20 protein-coding genes and 1 pseudogene are annotated in these 23,573 nt (G+C 53.1%); 8 read left to right on the forward strand and 13 right to left on the reverse strand.

Annotated features, from left to right (window positions below):
- Positions 1–4 precede the first annotated feature (4 nt).
- The 3 genes from RFER_RS05210 to RFER_RS05220 all read right to left on the reverse strand — a co-directional run bounded on the left by RFER_RS05210 (position 5) and on the right by RFER_RS05220 (position 2,192).
- Positions 5–910, reverse strand: a complete 906-nt coding sequence (locus RFER_RS05210) for a MurR/RpiR family transcriptional regulator (protein ID WP_011463353.1) — start codon at positions 908–910, stop codon at positions 5–7.
- 429 nt (positions 911–1,339) lie between these two features.
- Complete coding sequence (locus RFER_RS05215; RefSeq protein ID WP_011463354.1) at positions 1,340–1,669, reverse strand: UvrD-helicase domain-containing protein; 330 nt, start codon at positions 1,667–1,669, stop codon at positions 1,340–1,342.
- A complete protein-coding gene (locus RFER_RS05220) occupies positions 1,662–2,192 on the reverse strand; it encodes a hypothetical protein (RefSeq protein WP_041790199.1) in 531 nt (176 codons plus the stop codon). Before RFER_RS05220 ends, RFER_RS05215 begins: the two co-directional genes overlap by 8 nt.
- 340 nt (positions 2,193–2,532) lie before the next feature.
- Here RFER_RS05220 and RFER_RS05225 point away from each other — a divergent pair, with 340 nt between their 5' ends.
- The 5 genes and pseudogenes from RFER_RS05225 (at position 2,533) to RFER_RS05240 (ending at position 9,253) form a co-directional block, all read left to right on the forward strand.
- Complete coding sequence (locus RFER_RS05225) at positions 2,533–3,126, forward strand: hypothetical protein (RefSeq protein ID WP_011463355.1); 594 nt, start codon at positions 2,533–2,535, stop codon at positions 3,124–3,126.
- 834 nt (positions 3,127–3,960) lie between these two features.
- Positions 3,961–4,200: pseudogene (locus RFER_RS24830) on the forward strand (helix-turn-helix domain-containing protein); the annotation flags it as partial.
- Positions 4,201–4,371: 171 nt separating this feature from the next.
- Complete coding sequence (locus tag RFER_RS05230) at positions 4,372–4,794, forward strand: antitoxin Xre/MbcA/ParS toxin-binding domain-containing protein (RefSeq protein ID WP_041791525.1); 423 nt, start codon at positions 4,372–4,374, stop codon at positions 4,792–4,794.
- A gap of 574 nt (positions 4,795–5,368) precedes the next feature.
- Entirely contained in the window at positions 5,369–6,652 is a 1,284-nt protein-coding gene (locus RFER_RS22895; RefSeq protein ID WP_011463357.1) for a PEP-CTERM sorting domain-containing protein, read from the forward strand.
- A 537-nt stretch (positions 6,653–7,189) separates the two neighbouring features.
- Entirely contained in the window at positions 7,190–9,253 is a 2,064-nt protein-coding gene (locus tag RFER_RS05240; protein ID WP_011463358.1) for a M3 family metallopeptidase, read from the forward strand.
- Positions 9,254–9,426: 173 nt separating this feature from the next.
- Here RFER_RS05240 and RFER_RS05245 read toward each other — a convergent pair whose 3' ends face one another.
- The 3 genes from RFER_RS05245 to RFER_RS05255 form a co-directional block, all read right to left on the reverse strand.
- The gene (locus tag RFER_RS05245) at positions 9,427–10,257 is read right to left on the reverse strand and encodes a hypothetical protein (protein WP_011463359.1); all 831 of its coding nucleotides are present in this window, start codon (positions 10,255–10,257) and stop codon (positions 9,427–9,429) included.
- Positions 10,258–10,522: 265 nt separating this feature from the next.
- Positions 10,523–11,062, reverse strand: a complete 540-nt coding sequence (locus RFER_RS05250; protein WP_011463360.1) for a CIA30 family protein — start codon at positions 11,060–11,062, stop codon at positions 10,523–10,525.
- A gap of 14 nt (positions 11,063–11,076) precedes the next feature.
- Entirely contained in the window at positions 11,077–11,769 is a 693-nt protein-coding gene (locus RFER_RS05255; protein ID WP_011463361.1) for a flavin reductase family protein, read from the reverse strand.
- Positions 11,770–11,774: 5 nt separating this feature from the next.
- Here RFER_RS05255 and RFER_RS05260 point away from each other — a divergent pair, with 5 nt between their 5' ends.
- The gene (locus RFER_RS05260) at positions 11,775–12,035 is read left to right on the forward strand and encodes a hypothetical protein (RefSeq protein WP_041790204.1); all 261 of its coding nucleotides are present in this window, start codon (positions 11,775–11,777) and stop codon (positions 12,033–12,035) included.
- Between the two features lie 261 nt (positions 12,036–12,296).
- Here the strand turns inward: RFER_RS05260 and RFER_RS05265 are convergent, their stop codons facing one another.
- From RFER_RS05265 to RFER_RS23335, 5 genes are all read right to left on the reverse strand, one after another.
- Positions 12,297–13,289: a hypothetical protein gene (locus RFER_RS05265; RefSeq protein ID WP_011463362.1), complete on the reverse strand. Its 993-nt coding sequence runs from the start codon at positions 13,287–13,289 to the stop codon at positions 12,297–12,299.
- A gap of 233 nt (positions 13,290–13,522) precedes the next feature.
- Positions 13,523–14,881 carry an ATP-binding protein gene (locus tag RFER_RS05270; protein ID WP_011463363.1) on the reverse strand — a complete coding sequence of 453 codons (1,359 nt, stop codon included), beginning with the start codon at positions 14,879–14,881 and terminating at the stop codon, positions 13,523–13,525.
- Complete coding sequence (locus tag RFER_RS05275; RefSeq protein ID WP_011463364.1) at positions 14,878–16,920, reverse strand: hypothetical protein; 2,043 nt, start codon at positions 16,918–16,920, stop codon at positions 14,878–14,880. The genes RFER_RS05270 and RFER_RS05275 overlap by 4 nt, the downstream gene beginning before the upstream one ends.
- A gap of 1 nt (position 16,921) precedes the next feature.
- The gene (locus tag RFER_RS05280; protein WP_041790207.1) at positions 16,922–17,899 is read right to left on the reverse strand and encodes a hypothetical protein; all 978 of its coding nucleotides are present in this window, start codon (positions 17,897–17,899) and stop codon (positions 16,922–16,924) included.
- A gap of 308 nt (positions 17,900–18,207) precedes the next feature.
- Positions 18,208–18,435 (reverse strand): helix-turn-helix transcriptional regulator, encoded by a 228-nt coding sequence (locus tag RFER_RS23335; protein WP_084795436.1) that lies wholly within the window; start codon positions 18,433–18,435, stop codon positions 18,208–18,210.
- Positions 18,436–18,710: 275 nt separating this feature from the next.
- Between RFER_RS23335 and RFER_RS23975 the strand changes: the two genes are divergently transcribed.
- A complete protein-coding gene (locus tag RFER_RS23975; RefSeq protein WP_166485666.1) occupies positions 18,711–19,835 on the forward strand; it encodes a helix-turn-helix domain-containing protein in 1,125 nt (374 codons plus the stop codon).
- A 130-nt stretch (positions 19,836–19,965) separates the two neighbouring features.
- Positions 19,966–21,696 carry a TnsD family Tn7-like transposition protein gene (locus RFER_RS05290; protein ID WP_084795438.1) on the forward strand — a complete coding sequence of 577 codons (1,731 nt, stop codon included), beginning with the start codon at positions 19,966–19,968 and terminating at the stop codon, positions 21,694–21,696.
- Here the strand turns inward: RFER_RS05290 and RFER_RS05295 are convergent.
- Positions 21,693–23,123 (reverse strand): TniQ family protein, encoded by a 1,431-nt coding sequence (locus tag RFER_RS05295; protein WP_166485667.1) that lies wholly within the window; start codon positions 23,121–23,123, stop codon positions 21,693–21,695. The genes RFER_RS05290 and RFER_RS05295 overlap by 4 nt on opposite strands.
- Positions 23,124–23,133: 10 nt before the next feature.
- Positions 23,134–23,424, reverse strand: coding sequence for a hypothetical protein (locus RFER_RS05300; RefSeq protein ID WP_041790211.1), 291 nt, complete (start codon positions 23,422–23,424; stop codon positions 23,134–23,136).
- Positions 23,425–23,573 lie beyond the last annotated feature (149 nt).

The following is a 23,573-nucleotide window of genomic DNA, read 5'->3' on the forward strand; positions in this document are numbered from 1 at the left end:
AGAACTATCTCCTTATTAAAGAATTTGATGAGCCTGCGGACGCTGATTTATCGTTGCGCTTGTCCCAGTACGCGCCCTCGCTGTCGAGTCGGTTTTGCCGGGACTGCAGGCGCGCCAGCACCTTGCGTCCGCCACGTACCGCAACAGCGGCGGCCAAAGCCTCGGCCAGCGACAACGCACCAACCATGGAATGGAAATACGAAGAGCTGTCAGCCCGGAACAGCAAGATGTGAGCGGCTGACCGGGCAATCGGTGACAGGGCGCTGTCTGTCAGCACCATCAGGTCGACACCTTGTTCCAACGCTTGGGCGACGGCATCCACGGTTTGTCGGGTGTAAGGCGCAAACGACATCGCCACCAGCAAATCGTTTGGGCCCATTTCGCCGATCTGGTCGCTCAGCGTACCGCCCAGCCCCTGCACCAGAACCCCGTTGGACGCGAGCAGTCCATAGGTGTAATGCAAATACAAGGCCAAGCCATGGCTGGCACGCAGTCCCAGAAAATAAATGTGACGTGCCTTCAGCATGGCATCGGCCGCAGCCTCGAGTTGCTTGGGTTGATTCAGTCCCGTGACAGACGCCGTGTTGGCGTGCTGGGTTTCATTCAACAGCGACAGCCAATCCTCACTGTGTCGCGCGCTTGCCTGCAAAACTTCGGCCCGGCCAGCGTACCCTGCCTGCGCCGCAAATGATTCCTGGCAGAGACTTTTGATCGCCTCAAAACCATCAAACCCAAGGGCCCGTGAAAGCCGGGTCAGCGTCGCCGGTGCCAGCACGGCGCGCCGCGCGCATTCGCGCATCGAATGCAACGCCACCTCTCGCGGATGCGCTTCGATCCAGCGCGCTGCCCGCAGCAGCTCCGGACTCAGGCCGTCCAGTGGGACTTTGGCAAACAATTTTGGGGCAGTCATGAAACAATTGATTCAATATATTTAGACTATAGTTCATATGTTTCCGTGTGGCATGGGTAATTACCCTGAGTAAGGCAAACTCTGTTTGGGCCGATCCAGCTTTGACCCAAGTGCCGGGATGCCGCCGTTCCATGCATCGGCTTGGCGAATCATTGGTCACATTGGGATTGCGTGGAAATGGCCTGGGGCCATCGTCCGCCGACGCCTGGGTCAATATTGCGCCAGCGGCAACGCCGTGGCACTATGAAATTCAGAATCTCCGAGCTTTCTGGAATTCACGATGAGAATGCCCGCTTCGGATTGAAACGACAGTCAGCTCCTGGGCGAGACCTGCCCTACAACTGGAACCCGTGACCGACCGGTAACGCTGCTCAAGAGTCCGTCAGCCAAGAAAACAGGCGTCCTCGGTTGAACGACTGCTCCCGAGTTTCAGGGACCGACGAATGCCCAAACTGGACCAGCAGTGGCAATGACGGGTCTGGAGAACTCGACAGAAATTCCTGGCTCACCTCGAACGTCGGCTCCCGCTGCACTGCTGGCCACGTTGGTGAAAGTAATGCACGCGATCTGCTGGCTTCGCTTTGGCAGAGATTGGTGATCGCGTTCAATCAAGAATTGCAAGGCCTTGATCAAGGAGTAGGTTTTTCCGGCGCCTGCACCAGCTTCCAGGCGGAAGCTCTGGCCCGCCTCAAGGCAGGCATACATGGCTTCGAGTGCACGCCAGCTCGCGGCTACCGCGGGCGAGTCGGCCTCAGGCATCGGTGGCTCCTTCGACATGCGCAGCAACTGCTTCGACGGCTATGGCGAGAGCTGAGTCGGGGACGGACCCATCGCCACCGGCCAGCCAGCGGACACCATCGAGGATATACGTCGGCGCGGTCCATTCTTTTTCCGCGATTGCATGCTTCAATGCAAACTCTGATTTCTTCAGTGCATCGGCCTTGCTTCGCGCTTCCAGTTCCAGCTCTTGCGGCGTCTTGGCGGTCAGCCCAAACAGCGTTGGATTCGCAAGAATGAACGCATCTTCGAACGTCCGCCCGCAAGGATCACCGTTTTGCTCCGGGCATTGGTAGGCAATGCGGTTTCTTTTGTCTACCTTGTCTGCATTGCCCTTCGCCAGAAGACCTGCCAGCGTGAACGGGTCATCTTTGGAGAACCAAGTCTTTAAGCACGCATTGCTGGAATAGGCGCCCAGATGGACCGCGCATGCCGTTCCGCCGGGTTTCTCAACTGAATCCAGATCGGTGATGATCAGACTGCGGAGTTCGAGGAATTGAAGCAAATCGAAAAACAGGTGCGCATACCTTCCGCAAGCTAATCTACTGAAACCTGGGCGAGACCATTGAGTTCCGATCACTGAGGTCTTTCAACACAACGCCATATTGCTGCCGTACGCGAAGGACTGCACCTGGCCCGAACCCGCAACCGACCGAAACCGGCAGCACACAGACTCAAGCCGGTGACCGCAAAGCGGGCAGTCAGTGCGTCGGCACATTGAAGCCTGAGCTGCGCGATCTGGTGAATTGAAATCTCAGCAATTTGATTCAGGTGTTTCATGCGACGGCGGGGCAGTAGCGTTGGTAAATTGCATACACTCCTTGGGTTTTTAATAAGGGAGTCTCATGCAATCTAATCGCAGACTGCAGTGGAATAGCGTGTTCAAGGCATTTGCCGCATGGACACTTTGTCTGTGTGCTGCTGCGGTCCATGCCCAGGCGCCCGCGGGCACCGCCTCTGTCTTGGTACTCGGGGGAGCATCCCATACGCAAACAGGGTTCCCAGACCCTCGCATTGAACAGTTCTATGTGGCGACTGCAGCAAACTCTGCGGAAAAGCTCGCGCTGGCATTGACTGCTGCGGGAGTGCGCAACGCGAAGTTTATCGACTGGTCGCGTTCGCCGGGCTACCAACAAGAAGTTGGCATGAACATCGCCGCTTGTAGCTGCAATTTTCTGATGCAGGTCTCATTTGGCAAAAATGCTGGTGCAAATCCGCAGACTCTGTTCTTCGAATACCAGCTTCTGTATCTTGCCAAATCGGAGTCCACGCAGCCGGGGATGAGCGCGGTTCGAACTGAGCAGAGATTCCGTCGCAAGTTTGAGGTGCCGGTATCTCAAGCGGGTCTGGTTGCTGGTAACTTCGAAGCATTTGCCAGCGAAGTGGTGGCAGACATGGTCAAGTCGAATGCTTTTTCCACCGTTGAAAAGCCGCAATAAAGCTGCCTCTGATTGGATAGTAATGCGCGCGGAAGTTACGGATTGGCACGCTTGAAAGCTGCCGTTCGTGAATGACCGGTTCTGGCCCGGTGCAGTCTCACACGTTTTTATCCTCAATGGCGGCAATGGGCACCAAGCGGGTGTCCATTTCGGTCGGATACCAGGCATCTTGTTTATTTGAAATTGGGCGGCTCCATAACGGTCATTCATGACCGACGGCAACTGGCCCAAAGCCGAAATCAGCGGTGGGCCAAATGGCAAATCAATGAATTGCCGCTGTTTAGCTGACGCAATCAACGTACGTGTTTACGACTTTATAAATCTGTCTCCAAAATCCAACGCCCCGCAAACCCGCATGGATGCTAGGGCCGTGTTTACGACTTTATTAACCTGTTTACGACTTTAATTGCTCGGAATAGTGCTTCAATTATTAAAGTCTGTAAAACATTTTCTTATGAGACTGAAAATTTTTCGAAGTTGTAAAAAGTGATAATTATCGCGAAACAGTCAAAATCATTTTATTAAAGTCTGTAAACAGCCGTCAAATCCAAGTTGCGGCGTAGACGTCGTTGGCGACGGGCACCTATTTTTGTGATGATGATTTTAAGAGGTGGGGCAGTGGGGCAGTTCAGGCACAACCGTTGTCAGTGCCTTTTCCAGTCCCGTGGATATTTCGGTTGGGCACTGGAACTGAATTGACTACTTGAAAAGAACCTGAAATGGTTCTTGATCCCGCCACCTCAAAGCAAATTGACAATTTCTGACAGGGAATTGTCAATTGACATTTACCTGTCAGAAATTGTCAATTGACAGGCAATCGAAAGGAATCAAGAGATGCGCACCACCACAATTGAAGTCGGCAGTTCGAATGTGTATGCTGATCTAGGCTATCCAGATGCAGCGCAGATGCAGCGGAAATCATCGCTGGTGGCAGAAATAACACGCAAAATCGAGGTTTTAAAGCTGCCCCAGGATGTCGCCGCAGAACTTCTGGACATCGACAAGACCTCCTTTTCGGAAATAGTTCGCGGGCAATTCAGAGACGTGAGCGAGGTGAAATTGCTTGATCTGGTAACAAAACTCAATCAAAGCGATGCTCTGCGAGGTATAAAACAGCGCGAGTTAGATCCAGAGCCGGAGCTTAGCGCGTTTGCAGATTCGGCTAAGAGTGCGGCAGATCGTGCAGGATATGCAATAGATGATGCGCTGGCTTTTATAGCTGCCAGCAACGAGCGTATTGCCGGGATGGAGTCGGCGGCAGAAGCCGGGTCTGACGAACCTGTTGATCTGAATTTGGAAATTGAGAGGGAGCGACTGTCCAGCGCGGCTCTCCGAGGATTCTTTAACGTGGTGGCCAAGTGGCACGTCACGGACGAAGACGCCCGAGAGTTGCTTGGCGGCATACCCAGCAACGCCTTCGACGAGTTGAAAAGGAACCCCTGTCGCTTGCTCGATGTAGACCAGATCAGACGCATTTCATTCTTGATCGGAATTTACAAAGCACTGCATAGCATCTATGGTGACAAGCTTGCCGACGAGTGGGTGTCGCTTTCCAACAAAAATGCTATTTTTGCGAGCCGCACGCCCATGCAGTACATACTGGCTGGCGGTCTGGTTGGCATGCAAGCCGTTCGAAATTTATTGGATGCGAGACGGGACGGCCTATAAACGGTAACCTCAAAGGGCATCCTGATCTACTCGGCCTATCACCAACAAGTGAGTACGACGCGTTCAGCCGCTGTTCGTCAGCTTTAGGGCAGGCAGTCCGAGAGTGAAATCGCCGCGGACGACGGGTCAGCTGCCCCTCAATATTTCCCGGTGTACGACTCTTCAAGACACAATGCGGCTATAGAACATTCCGATCTGGTCGCTCCATAGCCGTCGTTCACATTAATGGCGACTCTGCCGCCTTTGTGCATCGCAAGGAATCCTCGACGTGTGGCCGGCTTACTTGTGCTTTCGAAAAGGTGAATAGAGAAATGCCCGGCATTACTGTCGATTTTCTTTTCAGTTGCCAGAAGAATTGCCACTAATAACCACCGCGCCTTTGAATCAGCTGCAATTTAACTGATAAGAAACAATGGGTTGAAGGTTTCCACCGAAAGTCGGCATAGTTTATGCATATTTTTTGAACTGCCTCATCACATGCTGCATTACGCCGATTTCGGCGACCTTCTGCTTCCATTGATAACTCGGCGGTCTGCTATGACGGTCAGTTTAATCGTCGCGAATGGAGATCGTCATGTTTCGATCATCTTTTGCTTTAGTGCTGCTTGCTACAGCGTCTCTTGGCACCCACGCGACGCCTGTGACCATCAACACACCATTTATCAACGTAGAGGTCCGTGCCATGAATTCGCTGGGGTTTGACTCCGGTGCGTTCCTGCGCGTCGGCGCCGACTCAGTGACGCCCAACGGTTCGGCTGGCACGACCGGCGTGCTTGGCGTCGGAACGACGTTTATGACGGATATCAATTTCACCCCGAGTCCCATCGTTCCAAACTTCTTCAGTGGGTACTTGCCTGTAGGTCCAGAGCAGTTCTCCGCCGGTGGAGGGGTATTCCTCCCTTGGACGCTCACCTTCACTAACGGCGCCGACAGTTCCCAGGCCAACGTGCAAATGCAGTCTAGCGCACAATTGGTTCCTGTCATCGATAGCATTACGCTGTCGGGCACTAGCGCCAACCCCACCTTCACTTGGGCTCCTCCCTCTGCAAAACCCGGTACAACGACCATCCCTGTGGTCAACGGCTACGGCATCAAGATCTATGACAAGACGATTATTAACACCAATCCGGCGAATGGCCCGATCAACAACGGACAGGTAACTGGGGTTAATGTTGCGCCCAACGTCACCTCGTATACCGTTCAGGCGGGTGACTTCACTGTGCCCGGGTACGGTTATACGCTCGGTAAGAACTATTCAATCGAAATATCGTTGCTGCAAACGAGGGACGGCAGTTCTCTCAACCTAGGCAACGGCAACTTGCAGTCGGTCTCTCGCACGTACGCCGACTTCACACCCTTGGCCGGTGGTGCGCCGGCGGTAAACCTGCCTGTGGTCTTGGTGAACGGCGCCTACCAATTCAACATGGCGGTGATGGCGGGCCAGACCTACTATATCGATCCTGTTGTCGCGGTTGGTTACGACTATGCCATTGGCCTGGGTGACCCGAACTTCCAGTCAGCGTTGCTGCCCGTGGGCATTGGCGATGGGCTCTACGACATCTTCGGCCATGACAACTTGAACCAGATGGTCCTGCTCGCCCATGATTGGGCGGGCGGTGCGTCGTTCAATTTCGGGGCGGGCGGTGTGGATTGGTTCCGCGTTGCAGGCATTGAGGCATCCGCAGGCTTGGATCCGGCCAACACCACGGCCTTCATAACCGGGCTTACTTTCGCCGCCGACGGCAACTTCACCGGAACGCAAACGCCAATTGTGGAGAACGTGCCAGAACCCACGTCACTCGCACTGGTCGGCCTGGCACTGGCTGGTCTGGCAACTACACGCCGCCGGAAAGTTTGACCGTCTTTTGACTTGACACCACGCAGAGGCCTCGCTGATGCGAGGACTCTTTGTGGGCGCCGACGGTTTCGGGTGAAACTTTACACGCCGTCAGCGGGCTAGAACTACCGAAAGTGGCCCAGGTGCAGACCGAAAACTGCGGTTGAGCTTCCAGAAAGCGGCCCTTGGCGAATACCCGCAAACGCTGCACTGCCGTCGACTGTGTCTCCGCCGTCAGCGTCGACAATGCGGTTTGGCCGCCTCCAACTGGGCGGCAGCTTTGTGGAATGTCAGGGGCTAACTCAGCCAACATCCCAAAAGCATCGAATCGAGCATTCAGATTTGGGTGTACAACTACCCCTATGCAATTGCTGCGGTGGGCATTGTGGTGTCTTGCTCGCGATCAAAAGATGCTTCTGCCTCCTTGAGAGAAGTGGCCTCAAACGTCGCTGCCAGTTTGGTATCGCGAGAAAACGTCACCGGGGCAGCACAAAGTTGTCTCCACCAGGCAGGCGGAAAGTAAGATGCGAGCTCTTGTTTTGTCCGAAAGTCCACTCCATGACCAGCGTCACCTGCGCAGCACCCGCCATCAATCCCCTGCTGCAGGACTGGAGCGGCCCTTACGGTCTGCCGCCATTTGCCGCGGTACAGCCTGATCACTTTTTGCCTGCATTCGATGTAGCCCTGGCGGCTCATTTGGCAGAAATCGACGCCATAGCCGGTAACCCCGAGCCAGCCAGTTTTACCAACACCATGCAGGCGTTTGATGAAAGCGGTCGCCTGCGCAGCCGCACCGAATTGCTGTTTCACAACCTCACTGCCAGCGAAACCTCGCCTGCACTGCAGGCGCTCGAGCGTGAGATGGCGCCGCGCCAGGCGGCGCACAACAATGCCGTCTACATGAATGCGACCTTGTTCCAGCGCATTGATTCACTTTATGACCAGCGCAATTCATTGGCGTTGGACGCCGAACAACTGCGCTTGGTCGAACGCGTCCATCTGGACTTTGTACGTGCAGGGGCGAAACTCGCGCCCGAGGCTCGACAGCGCTACGGCGCCGTGATGCAGGAGTTGGCTGGCCTGTGCGCACAGTTTGGTCAAAACGTACTGGCCGATGAGGCATCTTTTGTCTTGGAGCTCAAGGACGAGGCTGATTTGGTGGGCCTGCCAAAGTTTGTACTGGCCGCAGCTGAGTCGGCTTCCACGCAGCGTGGCCTGCCAGTGGGCAGCCATGTGATCACGCTGTCGCCGTCACTGGCCGAGCCCTTCCTCACCTTCTCAGCCCGGCGAGACTTGCGCGAACTCATCTGGCGCGCCCGGGTGGCGCGCGGGGCGCATACCGGCAGTCATGACAACCGCCCGGTCGCGGCCCGCATCATGGCGCTACGCCAGGAGCAGGCCGCTCTGCACGGGTACGCCAGTTATGCCGACTATGAGTTGGTCGACCGCATGGCCGGCCAGCCCAGCGCGGTGATCGAACTTTTGATGCAAGCCTGGGAACCCGCCAAGGCGCAGGCGAACGCCGACCGCGAGGCTCTGGTGGCGATGGCCAAGTCTCTGGGAGAGCCGCAAGAGCTGACCGCCTGGGACTGGCGATACCTGGCGCAGAAGGTACGCGAGCAGCGCTACAGCCTCGATGATGCCGAGGTCAAGCCCTATTTCGCCCTGGACAACATGATCAACGCCATGTTCGACTGCGCGCATCGCCTGTTTGGCATCTCCTTTGTGGAACAGCAGGGCCATGCATTGCATCACCCCGATGCAAGACTGTGGGAGGTGCGCGGTGGTGGCGATGAGTTGGTCGGTCTGTTCATTGGCGACAACTACGCCCGTCCCAGCAAGCGCAGTGGTGCCTGGATGAGCGTTTTTCGCAGCCAGTCAGGCCATGCGGGTGGCACCTTGCCGATCGTCATCAACAACAATAATTTCGCTAAGGCCGCGCCCACACTGTTGAGCTTTGCCGATGTGCGCACGCTCTTTCATGAGTTTGGCCATGGCCTGCACGGCCTGCTATCAAAGGCGAAGTATGAGCGGCTGGCCGGCACGCGGGTGCTGCGCGACTATGTGGAGTTTCCATCGCAGTTGTTTGAAAACTGGGCACTAGAAGATGAGGTGCTGACCAGGCACGCCCGCCACTACGCCACCGGCGAATCCCTTGGCGCTGCCCTGCTGGCCAAGCTCAAGGCAGCGCGTCACTTTGACCAAGCCTGGCAAACGGTGCAGTACGTCGGCCCGGCGCTGATTGACATGGCCCTGCACTCGCTGCCCAACGGCTCACCAGTCGACATTGCACAGTTTGAGCTGCAGCAGTGCCAGTTGCTCGGTGTACCCCCCGACATTGGCCTGCGCCACCATCTTTCCCATTTTCAGCACCTGTTTTCTGGGGCGAGCTATGCCGCAGGCTATTACGTTTACATGTGGGCTGAGGTGCTGGAGGCAGACGGCTTTGATGCGTTCACGCAGGCCAGTAATCCGTTTGACCCCGAGACCGCTGCTCTCTTGCTGCGCCATGTCTACAGCGCGGGCAACACGCAGGAGCCAATGGCAGCCTTTCGGGCGTTTCGGGGGCGCGACCCGCAAGTGGCGCCCATGCTCAAGAAACGTGGCTTGCTCAGCGCCTGATCCCCTGTACGCCCTGTCAAGACAAGGCTTTGTCCAATGATTGAGATGGCAAGGTTTCAATGACCGTTTGCTCCCTGCCGCTCAAGAAGCCGCAGCATGCATTTGGGTCCCCGTGAAGAACTTGCCCGGCGAAAGTCTGGATCGCTTGTCTACGCGCAGTTCAGCGGTGCGAATTACTGCACTGCGACAACCGGCCCAGAGTCAGCCAGCTTGTAGCTCCCGGTGGGCCCGGCGATGATTCGACCGTTTTCGGTCAATTTCTTGATCGCAGCTGTCATGGACCCTAGCGCGATGCCCGTGGCTTTTCCGACGGCTGTTTGGCTGATTGGGGAAAACTCGTTTGCATTCAGGGTGCCCTGCAGATACGCCAGCAGCTTGGCGGGGTTGCCACCGGGCTTCGATGTCTTTTCTGGCGCGCCGGCAACTGCAGCCTTGCTCACTTTGGTCTTGGGGGCTTTTGGCACTTTCACCGCCTTGGGCGCCGCAGCCTTCTGGCTTGGCTTAACCCGAACATCGGTGGGCGCCAAATCGAGTGGGCTGAGCGCGCTCCTGCTGCTCGAACTCTTGGGCGTTGCTCCTGCCGGGGATACGGCCTTGGTGGCCTTGGTCGTCTTGGCAGGTTTGAATGCCTTTTGCTTTACGTTAGCTTTCACCGCGGCGCTTGGCATTGCTTGTTCTCTAGCAGCCTTGGCAGTTGAACGTGCAGGTGCTGCTAGTGCTGGGATTTCGCGCACACTGGGTTGGTCATCGCCGGTCAGTTCCGCTGCGATTTGGTAGACCTTTTTGAGTTCTTCCTCGATCCCGGCCAGCGTCTGCGAAAGACGCGCGACCACTTTCCAGTTCTCGATCAGGTTGTCATTGCCGAGGTCGTACGGGTTATTGGTAATGGCTGCATGGACGCGCTCAGCATAGTGACTGGCTTCCTTTTTTAGCTTTTCATTGGCTGTAAACGCGGCGGCGCCGACTTTTTGAATGGCGTTGAGTGTCGAGATGGAAAGTGACATTGAGGAGAAATCCTTGTGAGATGGATGAAAACGAGCGTTGAAACTCAGGCTTAGGGTTGGAACCGGTTTTGGATAGAAACCGAATCAATTAGGTAGCAGGTTGACGCTACGAGTGGTCCGATTTTATGCGCGCCCGGTTTGCGAGGAGCCATGTCGCTTCCAATTTCCTTGCATTGATCGCGAGCTATTGGGGCCCAACAGGTGCCATCTTGACAAAGGAAATGACGGCAATCCCAGAGAAATCGGCTGTGTCTGCTTCACGTGGTCATCGTGCCTGGATTGAGCGCAACGCGAGGAAAAAGGCCCCGTCTTGCCGATCAGCAATCATCAAGCCAATCTGGCGCACGCGCATTGGGTCCAGTGGCGCCGCACTTGCCACATTGCGGCCCCGAAAGCTGGGCTGGAACGCCGGCACAGGTAGTTTAATTGTGGTCCATTGGCCTACGGGCGGCTCAAACACGGCCTGGTAGTTGAAGCCATCGAAGCCGTCATCGGTACGAAGGTTGAGCTTGTAGCGCTTGCCGTCGCCCTTGACCTCAAGCCAATAGGCACACGTCCCGGGCATTCCCAAGTCAAAGGGGCGTGAGCGCACTGAGGCAAAGCCGCCATTTCTGTCCAGAGAAACCACACCTTCAAACACGGCGTAACCCGCAGGGTCATAACGTACGCGACTGTTTGACACCCCGCCCATGACGCGGTCATCAATGGCGGACCAACCATCCACGGACGACTGCGCCTCGAAGCGAAACAGATCGCGAGGTTTCGGGCCATGGTCTTCCATAGGTGCTGACGGCTTGCTGGGCATAGGAATAGGGGTCCTCAAGCCGGGCGGGTCATGCGAAACAGTTGCTCAGGGCCGATGGAAAAGTAGTCCGAAGCGCCACCGCCGCGCAGGATGTGCCCGGCGCTGGCCGTGTCGTAAACGCCGTCTTTCAAAAGGGTCTGGTCAATGTGCACGGCCACCACTTCACCGAGCACCAGCCACGTTGGCACCTTGTCACCATTGGCAGACTGGAGTTGCACGATCTGGGTGCAGCGGCACTCAAAGGTGACCGGGCTCTCCTGCACGCGTGGCGCAGCGATCAGGCGCGACGCCACCGGCTTCAAACCCGCCAACTCAAACTCACTGACATCAGCTGGCACGGCTGCACAGGTCTGGTTCATGGCTTGGGCCAGCGTACGTGTGACCAGGTTCCAGGCAAACTCGCCCGACTCCTGGCAATTTTTGACGGTGTCCTTGTAGCCGATGCTGGCGAACCCAACGATGGGCGGCGTGTAGTTAAAGGCGTTGAAGAAGCTGTACGGCGCCAGATTGAGCAAACCGGCTGCACTGCGGGTCGAAATCCAGCCAATGGGGCGCGGCCCGACGATGGCATTGAAGGGGTCGTGGGCCAGGCCGTGGCCGTGGCGGGGCTCGTAAAAATGTGTGGCATCAGGCACCGGATACTCCTCAGCGGGAAAGAGTCTGACGATACCCTTATCCGCTTTGACACGTAAAGATGCGGCAAGCATTCGTCATGGCCGCTTATGATGTTCATCATGAAACTCAAAAGGGACATTCGAGGATGAGGCTCATCCTCATAGTGATCGTAGCCACTCTGGCCGCCGTGGGCGCGGTGAGCTTATGGACGTCCAAAGGGACGAGCGATTTGGTTTTTACAGGCGCTATGGTGGGAACAGCACTCGGTCTGAGCGTGCTCGCATGGATCGTGGGGGCATGGCTTCGCAATCGCCAGCGCAGGCGATTGATGGAAATGCAGGATTCGGCACTGTGGTGAGAGGTCAACCAAAAGCTGGCCAAATGCCGACTCAACTTCTTCTTTCTTCGGGTGAGCAACCCGGCTTCCTGGGCATCAAGTTTCGTCATTGATTTAAGCCAATTCCTGCCGCCGGAAAACGAGCATTCGCCCACGGCCCCTAAGTGTCTTAAACGGTCCGCCGCCCCCCGAGGAAATACCCAACGCCCTGGCCAGTGACTCTTTCAGGCTGACACCAGTACTTGTTTTCAGGCAAGCCAGTCTCATGATTTAGGAGACCGGTCAGCCGCGCTTCATGGGTTTATAGTGCGACTGATCTCTGGGGCAATTTGAATACAGGGTTCTGGCTGCAGACTGTACCGTTTCCGCGCCTGACATCCAACTCGCCATCAATGACTGTGAATAGTGCTTCCAAACCGAAGCTGCGACATCAATAGTGACGTCTTGCCCAAGTTCATGCAATGCGATTTGGACATTGCGCGCATCTGATACATCATCCTCGTCCAGTTGCAGAGCTGCATTTGCGGCGCTGCTTTGTTGGATCCATCGGGCTAAATCTGACGCAAATCTCTTCGCGTCTTCCTTCGTGAGCCGGTCGTAGTCCGGACTTCCAAGCCCCCGGCCCAAAGGGGCCATGTTGTCCCATGTCAAATCTTGTTCTGAGACCGGGCCAAACTTGTAGGGCGCAACCAGTCCTTGTGCAATCTCGGACCGGGCCTGGCGGATTTCGCTTACAAACTGCAAATGTTCGGGTGAGTCCAGGAGAACTTCATTCACCCCTTTCAAGTCTGAACCGTGCCCGATCTTCTCTTGAAAAACTTCCGCTTCAATTCGATCATCGGGCCCAATCCAGAATTCGTGATATCCACAATGCTCTGTAAACACTGCGACTCGGTGAATGGCCCCGTCAGCAAGCGTATCGCCTACGTAAAACGCACGCTGAAATGTCAGATCGGTGCCATCCTCAAATTGGACGTGAACACTTTCATTTGAAAAATCCGTCGCCAAAAGGTTGTCTTCAACAATGTCTCCGGCAGGGCGGTCCAGTCTCTTTGAAAGTGCTGTCTGCCAGTTTTCCAGCATACCGATCCATGGCATGACTGCTTTTTGCTTGAGATGATTGAGTTCTTCTAGGGCTGCAGCCCGGATATCGTCCTGAGAACGAATATCGTCCTCACTAAACATGCGGTCCACGTGTGCCCCGCGGGCGTCCATGGTTGCGATGGCGTAGTCAAGCCAGGACTGGAAATCAGTCGGCGGGGTTGGGGTACTCATATCAAATCTCCATCTATCATTGCAGACTTCAATGACATTCATTAGAAATCCGGAAGTGTTTTGGATGCTTCTAGCGGGATCACATCAGTGCTTAGCGGTTTCGAACTCGTGTTTGCATCAGCTAGATATTCCCAAAAATTGGGACGGCCATTAAATTATCGCAATAACAGGTGACGTGAATCCACGTTGACACCAAACGTTTGATATCTCGCCTACTCGCTTCATGCGCTCCACTAGTCGTTCAGTAATCTAAGAGCATCTGCCAAGCCCTGTTTCGACCTTTTCAAGGGATTCATTGGAACGACGTTGGCCTCTTTAGGCGTTGCCCCCACTAATTTCTTAATCGCATCAAAGCCTAACCGCTCGTTGGGCGTCAAAAATGAGTCGAGTCGCCGCTCTTCCACCCGCTTCTCGAAAGCTGAAATCGCTGGAACCACCTCAAAAACATTGTCCTGCTGCTCTGAGAAAAATGGGTCCCATAGATCTCTCCTGATCTGTCTTTTCTCGATCTCTTGACGCTGAAGAATTTCGACGTCCACGCGATTTGCACAAAAATCTCGTGAAAGAAAGGCACACCGAAGATCATCAGTTGTCACATTTGCCTTCACGCCTCCACTTTTCTTTGCATGCACCCATGAAATCGCCAAGAGGTCAACCACCAGTCGTTTAATTCCGAAGGTATAGTCTTGAACTTGCTGCGCCACAGCAATTGCATCAAGGGTGAAATCCATCGGTAGTATTTTGAAATATTCTTTAAGCAGCCGAATTCCGTCGGGACTGCAAAGATTCTCTGGCTTCAAATAAATCCGCCGGGCTAGCAGTCGCTGTCTATCTTCTTGACCGCGAGCGTCAAGACGATGGGCGAGACTGTAATTCGCACCAAAAATTAGGCGCGGGCCAATGGCGAGGAGTCGCAATAATAAATTTGTTGCCAATGAATTCGCACTGGTACTCTTGCTAATAAACTGAAATTCATCAATTGAAATAATACAAACGCCATCGCGAAATGCTACCCTGCGCGAGAGTTCCGCAAGCCTTGGGAGATTCAAGTCCTTTCTTTGGTACTCTTCAGTTGAGTCTACTTTATTGCATTTGGATACTACCTTTTTCTGTTCAATCCAAGGCAACAGAAGACTATTGGGGCTGGACCCCTCTTTCACATTCATAAACCAACCCGGAACAAGTGGGACGCGGTCGTGACCTGGGAGATCAAGGAAAGATTCATTTCCCAATAGTCTGTTCAAGGCTTTGAGTAGTTCCGATTTACCGGTTCCAGCAAGTCCAGTTAACATAGTCGCAGGGCACGTGGTATCTCCCCAAGGCAACTTGGCGTTGATTCCTTTTACATGCGCGAGGGTTGATGGGTAATGAATCGCAGCATGGGCTTCCCCAAGCGCTAAAAACTGCAAAAGAATCTCTTTGTCTTGTGTACTGCACAAAAATATTTTCTTCAAACCTCCACAAAGTAATTCAAATTCAGGAAGCAGGTGGCGCCCTGTTAAGTTCAGAGGAATTGCTAACTGCTCTATATCTGAAAAGCGTTTTGCAGCCTGGCCTGCAGTTAATTGATAACGTGAGATGTAGCGACTCATCGAGCGCCTACCCTGATTTTGTCATTCATGACAGCGACCTCATGAGCTACCGTCCCACGTCCCCTTTTTGGCGTCCCGCTTCTTGAAGTTCCGGCATCCCACGCTTTTCCAGTGAGTTCCTTAAATTCTTGTTCTACTTCGATGTTGGCAGCTCGACCCGACTTGCGCGTCCTGGACTGCAGTTCAGCAAGCGCTTTGCCCAAATCCTCCAACACAGAAAGAGGAATAAAGTAGTCTTCTCCATTTGAAGATCCGGATTTCAGGGCCTCAAGGTCAATAAGTTTTCCGGCAAATTCCATCCAGATATATCTTGTCGCCAAGGGAATGCAATATCCTTTTAGACCCTTTGGCTGAACTCTTGCTGCTAGTGCATGCAGTCCTTCAGATCGAAATGTCTCTGAAGAATAGTGCCTGGTATACAGAAGCACGCCGGTTCGATCGACCGCTAATTTGATCGGCTTACAAAATGCCTTGACCGCTTGGTTAGGAAGCATGCTGTAACCACTTGTGCGTAGTCGATCTGAAAGATAGCCCCAATATGCCTGCGGCGTCGCAGTTAGTCCAAGTCGATTGAATTCAACAATCTCTTGTTCTGACAGATGAGATGAAATATCTTTGGATCGGTTTTGCTTCACCGCGCGCATGATTTCACGACGCATCATTGATGGCAGGTCAAGATCGCTGAGTATGAAGCTGGGCGCACCTTCCTGCAGAACTGATTTTGGGTTGGAACCCTCAACAAAGGGTTTGGATCTGGGTTGATAGCTGGGGGCGCCCGATTTGATCGGTATTTTTTCCTCAAGATCGTCAAGGAGAGACTCAAATCCAGCTGGCCCTCGGTCAGACAGCATTGATGGTGACATGCCCGACATTGGCCAATCCAGCATCTTTTCGGGTATTCCATATAACTTTGCCACCAGCGACTTGGGTAGTGCCATACACAACAGCATGGATCGATAGGCTTCGCGCTTTTCGCCCCCGAGGCTGAAGCCAACACCAACTACTGCTCCAGTTTTCACGCAAATTGCCCGCGCAACGATGAGTGCTGGCATGGCTTCGTCTGAAAACGCAGCGTGAGCCCGGTCGTCACATCGATAGGCGTCCACTTCTATGCTTTCAAGCAGATTTTTGAACTGATCGACGTAGCAGCCTTCATTGACAGTCGCCTTATTTCTCATCCGGACATGACCATAAATTGCTGTTTGCACAGCGTCAAGGCCAAAAGCATCCACCACAATCTTCCGATACTGGCTGTAACTTGGGTAAGGATGGTTGTTTGGTTGGTATATTGATCGGCCTCCGCTGTTATGTTTTTGAACTTCACAACCAAAATCGTCAAGCATGGCTCGGTTGTAGATCGACATCATACTTTTGTACTGACCGCAATAGGACAGGTATGTCGTCTCCACTTCTTGCCTAAAGTGAATTGATGACCACCCATATTGAGTCCCTTCGTCCTTGTATGTTCTGCCAAATTTTTTCAATCCATACTTCTTATAGTCACGCTTCCATTGCCCAATTAAGCCCTGTGAAGCATTCAGTGCCCAATCATGTTTTCCATGCAAGATGAATGCAAAAAACCATAACTGGAGGCGGTGTGGATGCTGCGTGGGTGAACACTCGCGACCAATCTTGGCTATCTGTGCCAGTGGATTGTCTGATCCAAGTATTTCTGACTGTCGCTTCAGCAGGGGTTCAATCGCCGTTCTTCTAGTTTTGACGGTATCAACATATTCCCCTTTCTTTTTTTTGTAGCGCATCTTTTCGCGTGAGTCGAAATCCACGTCCTCCATCAGCTGGAGCCAAGGCGGCAATGCAAATTGCTCTTGAATTCTCAATATCTTCCTTGCGCTCCCAGTGAGGGCATCTTCAAAGGTTTCTTTTGGTACACGCCTCAGACTCACGCGCCAAGCATCGTCGTGAATGAAAAAGGACACAATAAGAACTTGCTCCTCGTGTGTTCCAGAGAAATAGTAGCGTTCATTCTTTGCCCAGTCGCCCCAACCATTAGGCGCTGTAAGCTGAGTTCCTATATGCATTTCAGATCCTTGAAAACCAATGTGAATAGACTTCCAGAGGATCCTCAATTTCAGGCCTGAGTGGTCTATCCATCAAGAATCTGTTGAATAAATCAATTCTGACTTTTCGGTGCCAGATGCACTGATTCAGAAAATGAACCAGGTCTTCTGTATCCAACCGATGCATCATGGCAAGTTCTTTGCACATTTTGTCTGCTGGTAGACGCGTGCCTACCGCGCTCAAGAATGAATTGACAATATCAGGACGAAGCTCGCTTGGGATATTTATCTGGTGCAGGTGCGCTCCAAATAGATCCTTTAGATTGCATCTGAGCTCAAAATCGAGTTGTGCACCAGCTATTTCCCGCGTTGGAATTTCTCCATCTTTGTAGTAAAGCGACTCGAGGGCATTGCGATTTTTGGCACCCAGGTTATTTGGAGTCTGAGGCTTACCCTTGCGGGGTCTGCTCGATGAAAAGTTGTTCACCTTGTCCTTGATATTCCAGTTCACAACATATGCGCCGTTCCGATCCTCCAGAAAAAGGAGGAGATCGCCAATATAGGGGAAAGGGGCATCTATCAGGCGTGCGCAGCCATCTATTTCGACTCTGATCTTGCAAACCGGGTGCTGATCCAAAGTGCCCATCCGCTCCGCTACGTCGAGTGTGCCCTTCAGGGGCGGGAACTTTTGACCACGGGCGCGCGGATGTCCATGCAGAAAATGAGCTCGGGCCGTGGGGTAAAGAATTCGTTCTTCCTGTAAATCCCATAGACTTGGGTTAAACAGTGCGAATATAGCCAACCAAGTCTCAGATTTACTTAGTGTGTGAACACCTCTACTACCAAGTTTTTCGGATGTCAGAATGGTGAACTCTGAAATCGACGGCGCCTCCTTGGGATTGGCAAAAATGGCGGGTAGGTAATCTTTACCCCACTTGTCGTCCCACTGACGTCTTCTTAGCTCGCGCAAACGCGCTTCATTTTTTTTCGGGTGTGCCATCTTGTTTCCTGTCAAAGGCGCCGCTCTCGCAGCAATACGCTTGACTTTCTGAATGACATGCCCCAAAATTCAGCTACGACCCTGTTTTTGGATATCAATCTGAAAGCCCTAAGACGCCAGCCCTGCTGGCGTTTTTTGTTTGGAGACAGTCAATTAGCTGTTCATTTTTACTCCTGTAGTTGTCGCTCCGAAGCTGGAAGCCTTTGAATATTTGCCTTTACGTGTGCCACGAACGCGCTCCAACCTTGTCAGAGCGACAGACCTATGCCAGCGTTTATGCTGGCTTTTTCATTTCTTGAGCCGGCTTCTTAAGTTGATGTCGCTTCCTTCCGCACCGTTGAGACGCCGATATTTGGTCGCGTAGTTTGAGTCAAACGGGACTCGAACCAACGATCTACATCCGATTGGCGCCATCGGCGCTGCCTCCCAATCATGATGAAGGAAGGACCTTCCTGCTTTTCAATGATGTTTTCCAAGGTCCGTCGTGAAACGCCCAGCATTAAAGTCAGTTGATGTGCATCCAGAAGTGCTTCCATATCATTATTTGCATAGAGTTGTAATCTTCTGCCACGATAACTGATCGTTTTAAAACGGTCACGCGCTAAGTGACAATAGTTCGCGTGAACTCTGTCACTTTCCCCTTTGCTGCAGTTATATTTTCCTACTTTGAAAAATTTGTTTGAAAATTACGGCAATGCTTCCTCCACTACACTGGGTCAGACCACATAATGAACTAGGACTCAGGCCAGCCTACTGGCGGCTCAAGAAGAGTGGCAGAAGCATCCTCGACCATGGCTACTTGGATCCACCATTGAACTGGATCCAAGGGGTACTGGGAACCAGAGACTATTGGGTTCTTTGTATCGCGGCATATAACCTCCTCAGAGGTGCATGTGAGGTCCAACTTCATCGCGACTCGGGACAACCTGAGCACGAGCCTGCACAAAAATCACCCCATGGTCTTCCTGGAGAAAATGGACTGAATGCCAAGAATCTGGCCGATCATTTCCCAGAACTGCAATGGCCGACCGCAGACGGCTTGGCCGCTGGTACGGAAAGCTTTAAGCCAGCAATCAATTTGAAAGTTGCTCCAACGGACGGGTCCGGAATTGGCTGGCATTTATGGTGCCAAAAGTGGCACGAGTCGGCGCGGGTCCATTCCCCATCGTTTCTGGATTCTATTTGTGACCCGTATCTGTTGATCCAGTCCAGTTACCAGTGGATGTGCGGCGTTCTGAATAACGGAAAACAGGACACAGATGAGTTTACGGCAGCATTGACTGCATTTGGTCTCGGTGCCCTAGGCGCCTTTCCCCGAGTTGAATGTGATCTGTGCTTCAGACTGGCCATATCTCAGCGTCTCAGGTGCCGGCATCACAGCGTTTCCCCGCTCGTTCTTGAAGATGGAGATTCAACAAACATTCAAAACAGTGCAGAAGCCCGGCGTGCATGCAAGCGTCTCAATTGGCCGAGAAACAGACCGGTTTTTCGTTTGCCTGGATGGCCTGGAAATGAAGAAGAGGTCATTTGCGGCTTACTTTGGCACATAAGTGGCGACTTGCTTCACGTGGAGACCAAGTCGCTCACCAGCATTCTGACCCAATGCCCAAGCGTGTTGCTGCTGATGCCTACAAACATTCTCGAATTCGATGCAAATCAGATTCTGTGGCACTTGCGATCCCTCCTTGACAACGATGAGTGGAACATCAAGGCATGGGAGGGAAAGCTTTTTGTTGCAGACGAATGGCTTGCTGCGTTGAAGACCGTGGCACCAGGTCGGCGACCAAAAATGACTGTGAAAAGGGCCGAGAGATTGCGACAGGCTAAGGCAATGTTGGAACAAGGCATGAAGAAGTCGGAGATTGCTGTAGCGCTTGGGGTTTCACGTAGCAATTTGACCAACATTTATTTGGCTGGTGAAACCGAGCTGCCGTGACCTTGGAGAATATTGTCCGGCATATTTTTTGTCATTAAGTTTGGCTTGAACTCAACTGGCAAATCGACAGAGGTTGTTTCCTTACGACTAAGAGGTACCTCTTGAATTCACAAGAAAAGTGCAGCACATCATGGGCAATCAACCCCGGTATTGGCAACTGCCACGTATCACCCAGTGGCTTCCGCGAGAAACCGTGTATAGCCTGGCAAGCCGGCACCACCAAATCAGTTGCAATTTTCTGCCATCCCAAACGAGCCAGCAACTCTTTGGTCACGGCCGACAGGGTTCAATGCATGACATTCCCTCACGGATTGATGAGTTTGTCATTCGAACCGAGGGAATTTTGGGCGATGCAGATAGTGTCATCCGTGGGCACACTCTGCTGCCTTTTTATTTGCCCTATCGAACCGAATCAGATTCGGTCAATGCCATCGCAGGCGTCCGGCACGGCGGCATCGGTGGACTCAAGGGGCGGCTTGGCATACTGGCATCCCGGTTTGGCGCATCGCACCCGCTCAAAGCATGCTCTCAATGCATTTTGGAAGACCAGGTCGCTCACCAGGTTGCTTACTGGCACACTGATCACCAATGGCCTGGCACATGGGTATGCCTGAAGCACCAACTGGCGCTGAACTATGCTCTTTATAAGGTCAATGCGGAGGGGCGATTTCACTGGTGCTTACCACTTGACGTGATACAAGCCCCTGGGATTGATGCACAACGGTTCGAAGAGTCACGCGATATTTTGACTCGCCTGTCAGAATGTGCGGAAGGTTTGGGTACCCTACCGAAGGATTTTCATTTTTTACCGACAAGATTGGCAGCCACCTATCAAAAGAGGCTTCATGAGTTGGGATGTTATGGCCCGACGGCGAGGCTCAAGTCCAAAGAATTTTTGCAATTATTGGAGGTCGTTTGCAGCCCACTGAGTTGCGTGCACGGGCTTGGCATATTGCGAGGTGATGATGTCCCCCTATTGAACCAGTTTGCACGCCTCATCGATGAGCACCGCGGTGTGGCCCATCCCCTTAAACACTTTGTCATTTCACTGGCATTGTTCAACAACTGGACCGCATTCGTGGGAGCTTACGAGGCGGCACAGTCAGGCCATGAACGCAATGAAAGCGACGTTGATACGCTAGCGAATATTGACCATGCGTTAATCAACACGCAGAAGGTGGCACTGATCGAATCGGTCAAGAACGGTCAATCTGTCACGGCGGCCTCAAAGGAGTTTGGTGTCGCGGTGGCCACGGCCATGGCATGGGCTGCCGAAGCGGGACTTCACACCCCATGGCGTGCCAAAATCTTTTCATCGTCGCGACGTAAGTGTGCCATGCAAATGTTGAGAGACGGTAAATCCAAAGAAGACGTTGCGGCCACGGCCAGTGTCTCAATCCAGTCCATCACATTACTTCTGCGCACTCAACCCGGGCTGCGAGCCGACTGGAATCAAGCAAAATTTGACCGTACCCAGAAAGAGTCCAGAACATCCTGGACGCAGATGGCCCAAAGACTTCACCCGATTTCTGGTCGCAGGCTCCGACAACTTCAACCAGCCATATTTGCATGGTTGTACCGGAACGACAGAAACTGGCTTGAAGACTTTAACGCCAAGTTGCCCCAGTCTGTGAAGACAAACAATTCAAATATTCGCTGGGATGCTCGCGATGCCAATTATTCACAAGGTGTCGATGCAGCAGCCCTTGCTGTGCATCTGGCACGCCCCGGCAGCAGAATTCGGCTGGCTGACTTATGCAACAGGATTCCTGAACTCAAGGCCCGTCTAAGTAACCTGGACCAGCTACCGCTGACCCATGCTGCCATCGGAAGGGCAACGCGTAGACACGCCACAGACTAAGCGGCTGCCATAGTCTCCAACTGTTGCAGCGCCGAGCCTTGGCCAGCGACAACCGTGTCAATAAATCGATTGAATTCCTGATTCGGTGCGGGTGACACGGTCCTCACTTGCGCATCACATGTCGATCTAAGAGGTGGAAAATTGGTGGTGACAACTGCCATGTCTTTCCATGAACTTCCCACAATGTTGCATGCAAGCGCGACAACTTTTGGGTTGACTGTTCGCAGCAGATATTCCACGTCCTTCTCGTCTACCTTTTCCAGTTCGCATGAGCTACGAAAACCTTCACCACCGTGCAGACGCATGAGAGCTCGCCAACTCTTGGAAGCACCCACGTTGTGCAACGATGGCATGCCCAGCGTTGACATTTTTTCTTGCAGGTATGTCTTGTCCATTCCCAATGACTCTGCGATTCTGGCGGCCAACCCACCATGCTGCACATATATGTCCCAAAACTCTCCGTGCCAAAAACCAGCATCGCGACGTGATGGCGTTTTTACCCTGGCCACAACGTCAGCGGGAACGCTTGCATTCAAATACTGAATCGCCTCCCCGGATGTGTCAAAAAGAGACGCCAAAGCCAGACCGTAAACATACCCTTGAGCAGGAATGGTCCGCGAAATTACAGCTGCGTCAATCTTGGCGATAAAACCAGATGTTTCTTTCTCTGAGATGTGACTGAAATGAGTTTTGAGCCACTTTTCTGGTGCCTTCAACAATATGTGGTCGCTGATGGTGGACCTTTGTCCATTTATGCTCGTCCTGAGTCCCAAGTGTTGAGCTCGCTTGCCAATCAAATACCCAACTGCACGAACATCCAGAGGAGTATCTTGATCGAGCAAAGCCACTGAAATTTCCGCATAGCACCTCAGGAAAGCCATGTCTTGCTGACCGTGTTCAACCTTGCATGCCGACTCAATTTCACCTGCCTCTATCCAATGGTGCGGGAATGCCGCCCAGGGGTTTGGAGCCTTGATTTCGGATAGGGTTATCTCGTGACTAGGACACCAGTCCACGCCATGCAAGTGATGGTCACGCCGATACCAACTACGCTGGCTCTTTTTCAAGTCATCGTTGACGCATGATTGGCAAATGTATGCCCCAGGTTTTTGAGTCAACATGCCCAGTCGACGGCTGAACGACTCGCCCTGCGCATCGCCATGCATCAGATCTTCACCATGCTTGGCAGCCACACGAAACGCTGGAAGCATGCTGTGCTTTCGAGCGTAGTTTGTTGGAGACATCTCTGCATGCGCTGCCAATTGACTCAACTTGGATCGCTTATCCAACTTGTGCTGTTCGCTTTGCGACGAACTTGATGCCATCAAGCGATCGAATTCCCGTTGATTGGCAACGGCATTAACCCATGCAATTCGCCCTTCGTGACCGATTGCCAACTCGTCATCCATGGGTGTGACTTTAATCATTGCCATTCCTTCATTTGCCAACTTCAAGGGTCGAGGATTTCAGTCGCTCAAGGGTTGCCACGACCTCGTTGGCATGCCGCAGCGCCACATCAATTGGCGAACCCATGGCGCCTGGTTGCGGCATTTCTTGCGAAATTGCTTTCAAGCAGAAATTGATAACGGATGTGGGCGCGCCCAGTGATTCGCTTTCGTAGCGCGACAAACACGAACGGTCACACCCCAATTCACGGGAAAAGTCCACCTGACTGCGTTTGCCACGCACCGTGCGGATCAGTTCACCTTGAGATTGAGGTATCTGCATATATGTGCGATTACAGCACAAATGTGTATTTAAAGCACTATATTGAATTTTGACACGCCGGATTTGGTTGTGAATGCCCTCTCTGCCAAGGAGGCGATTTCCGAGAGCAGTCTCAAGCTGCCATGGACACTCAGCGTCCACCTATCCAA

Source organism: Rhodoferax ferrireducens T118 (assembly GCF_000013605.1).
Taxonomy (GTDB): Bacteria; Pseudomonadota; Gammaproteobacteria; order Burkholderiales; family Burkholderiaceae_C; genus Rhodoferax; species Rhodoferax ferrireducens.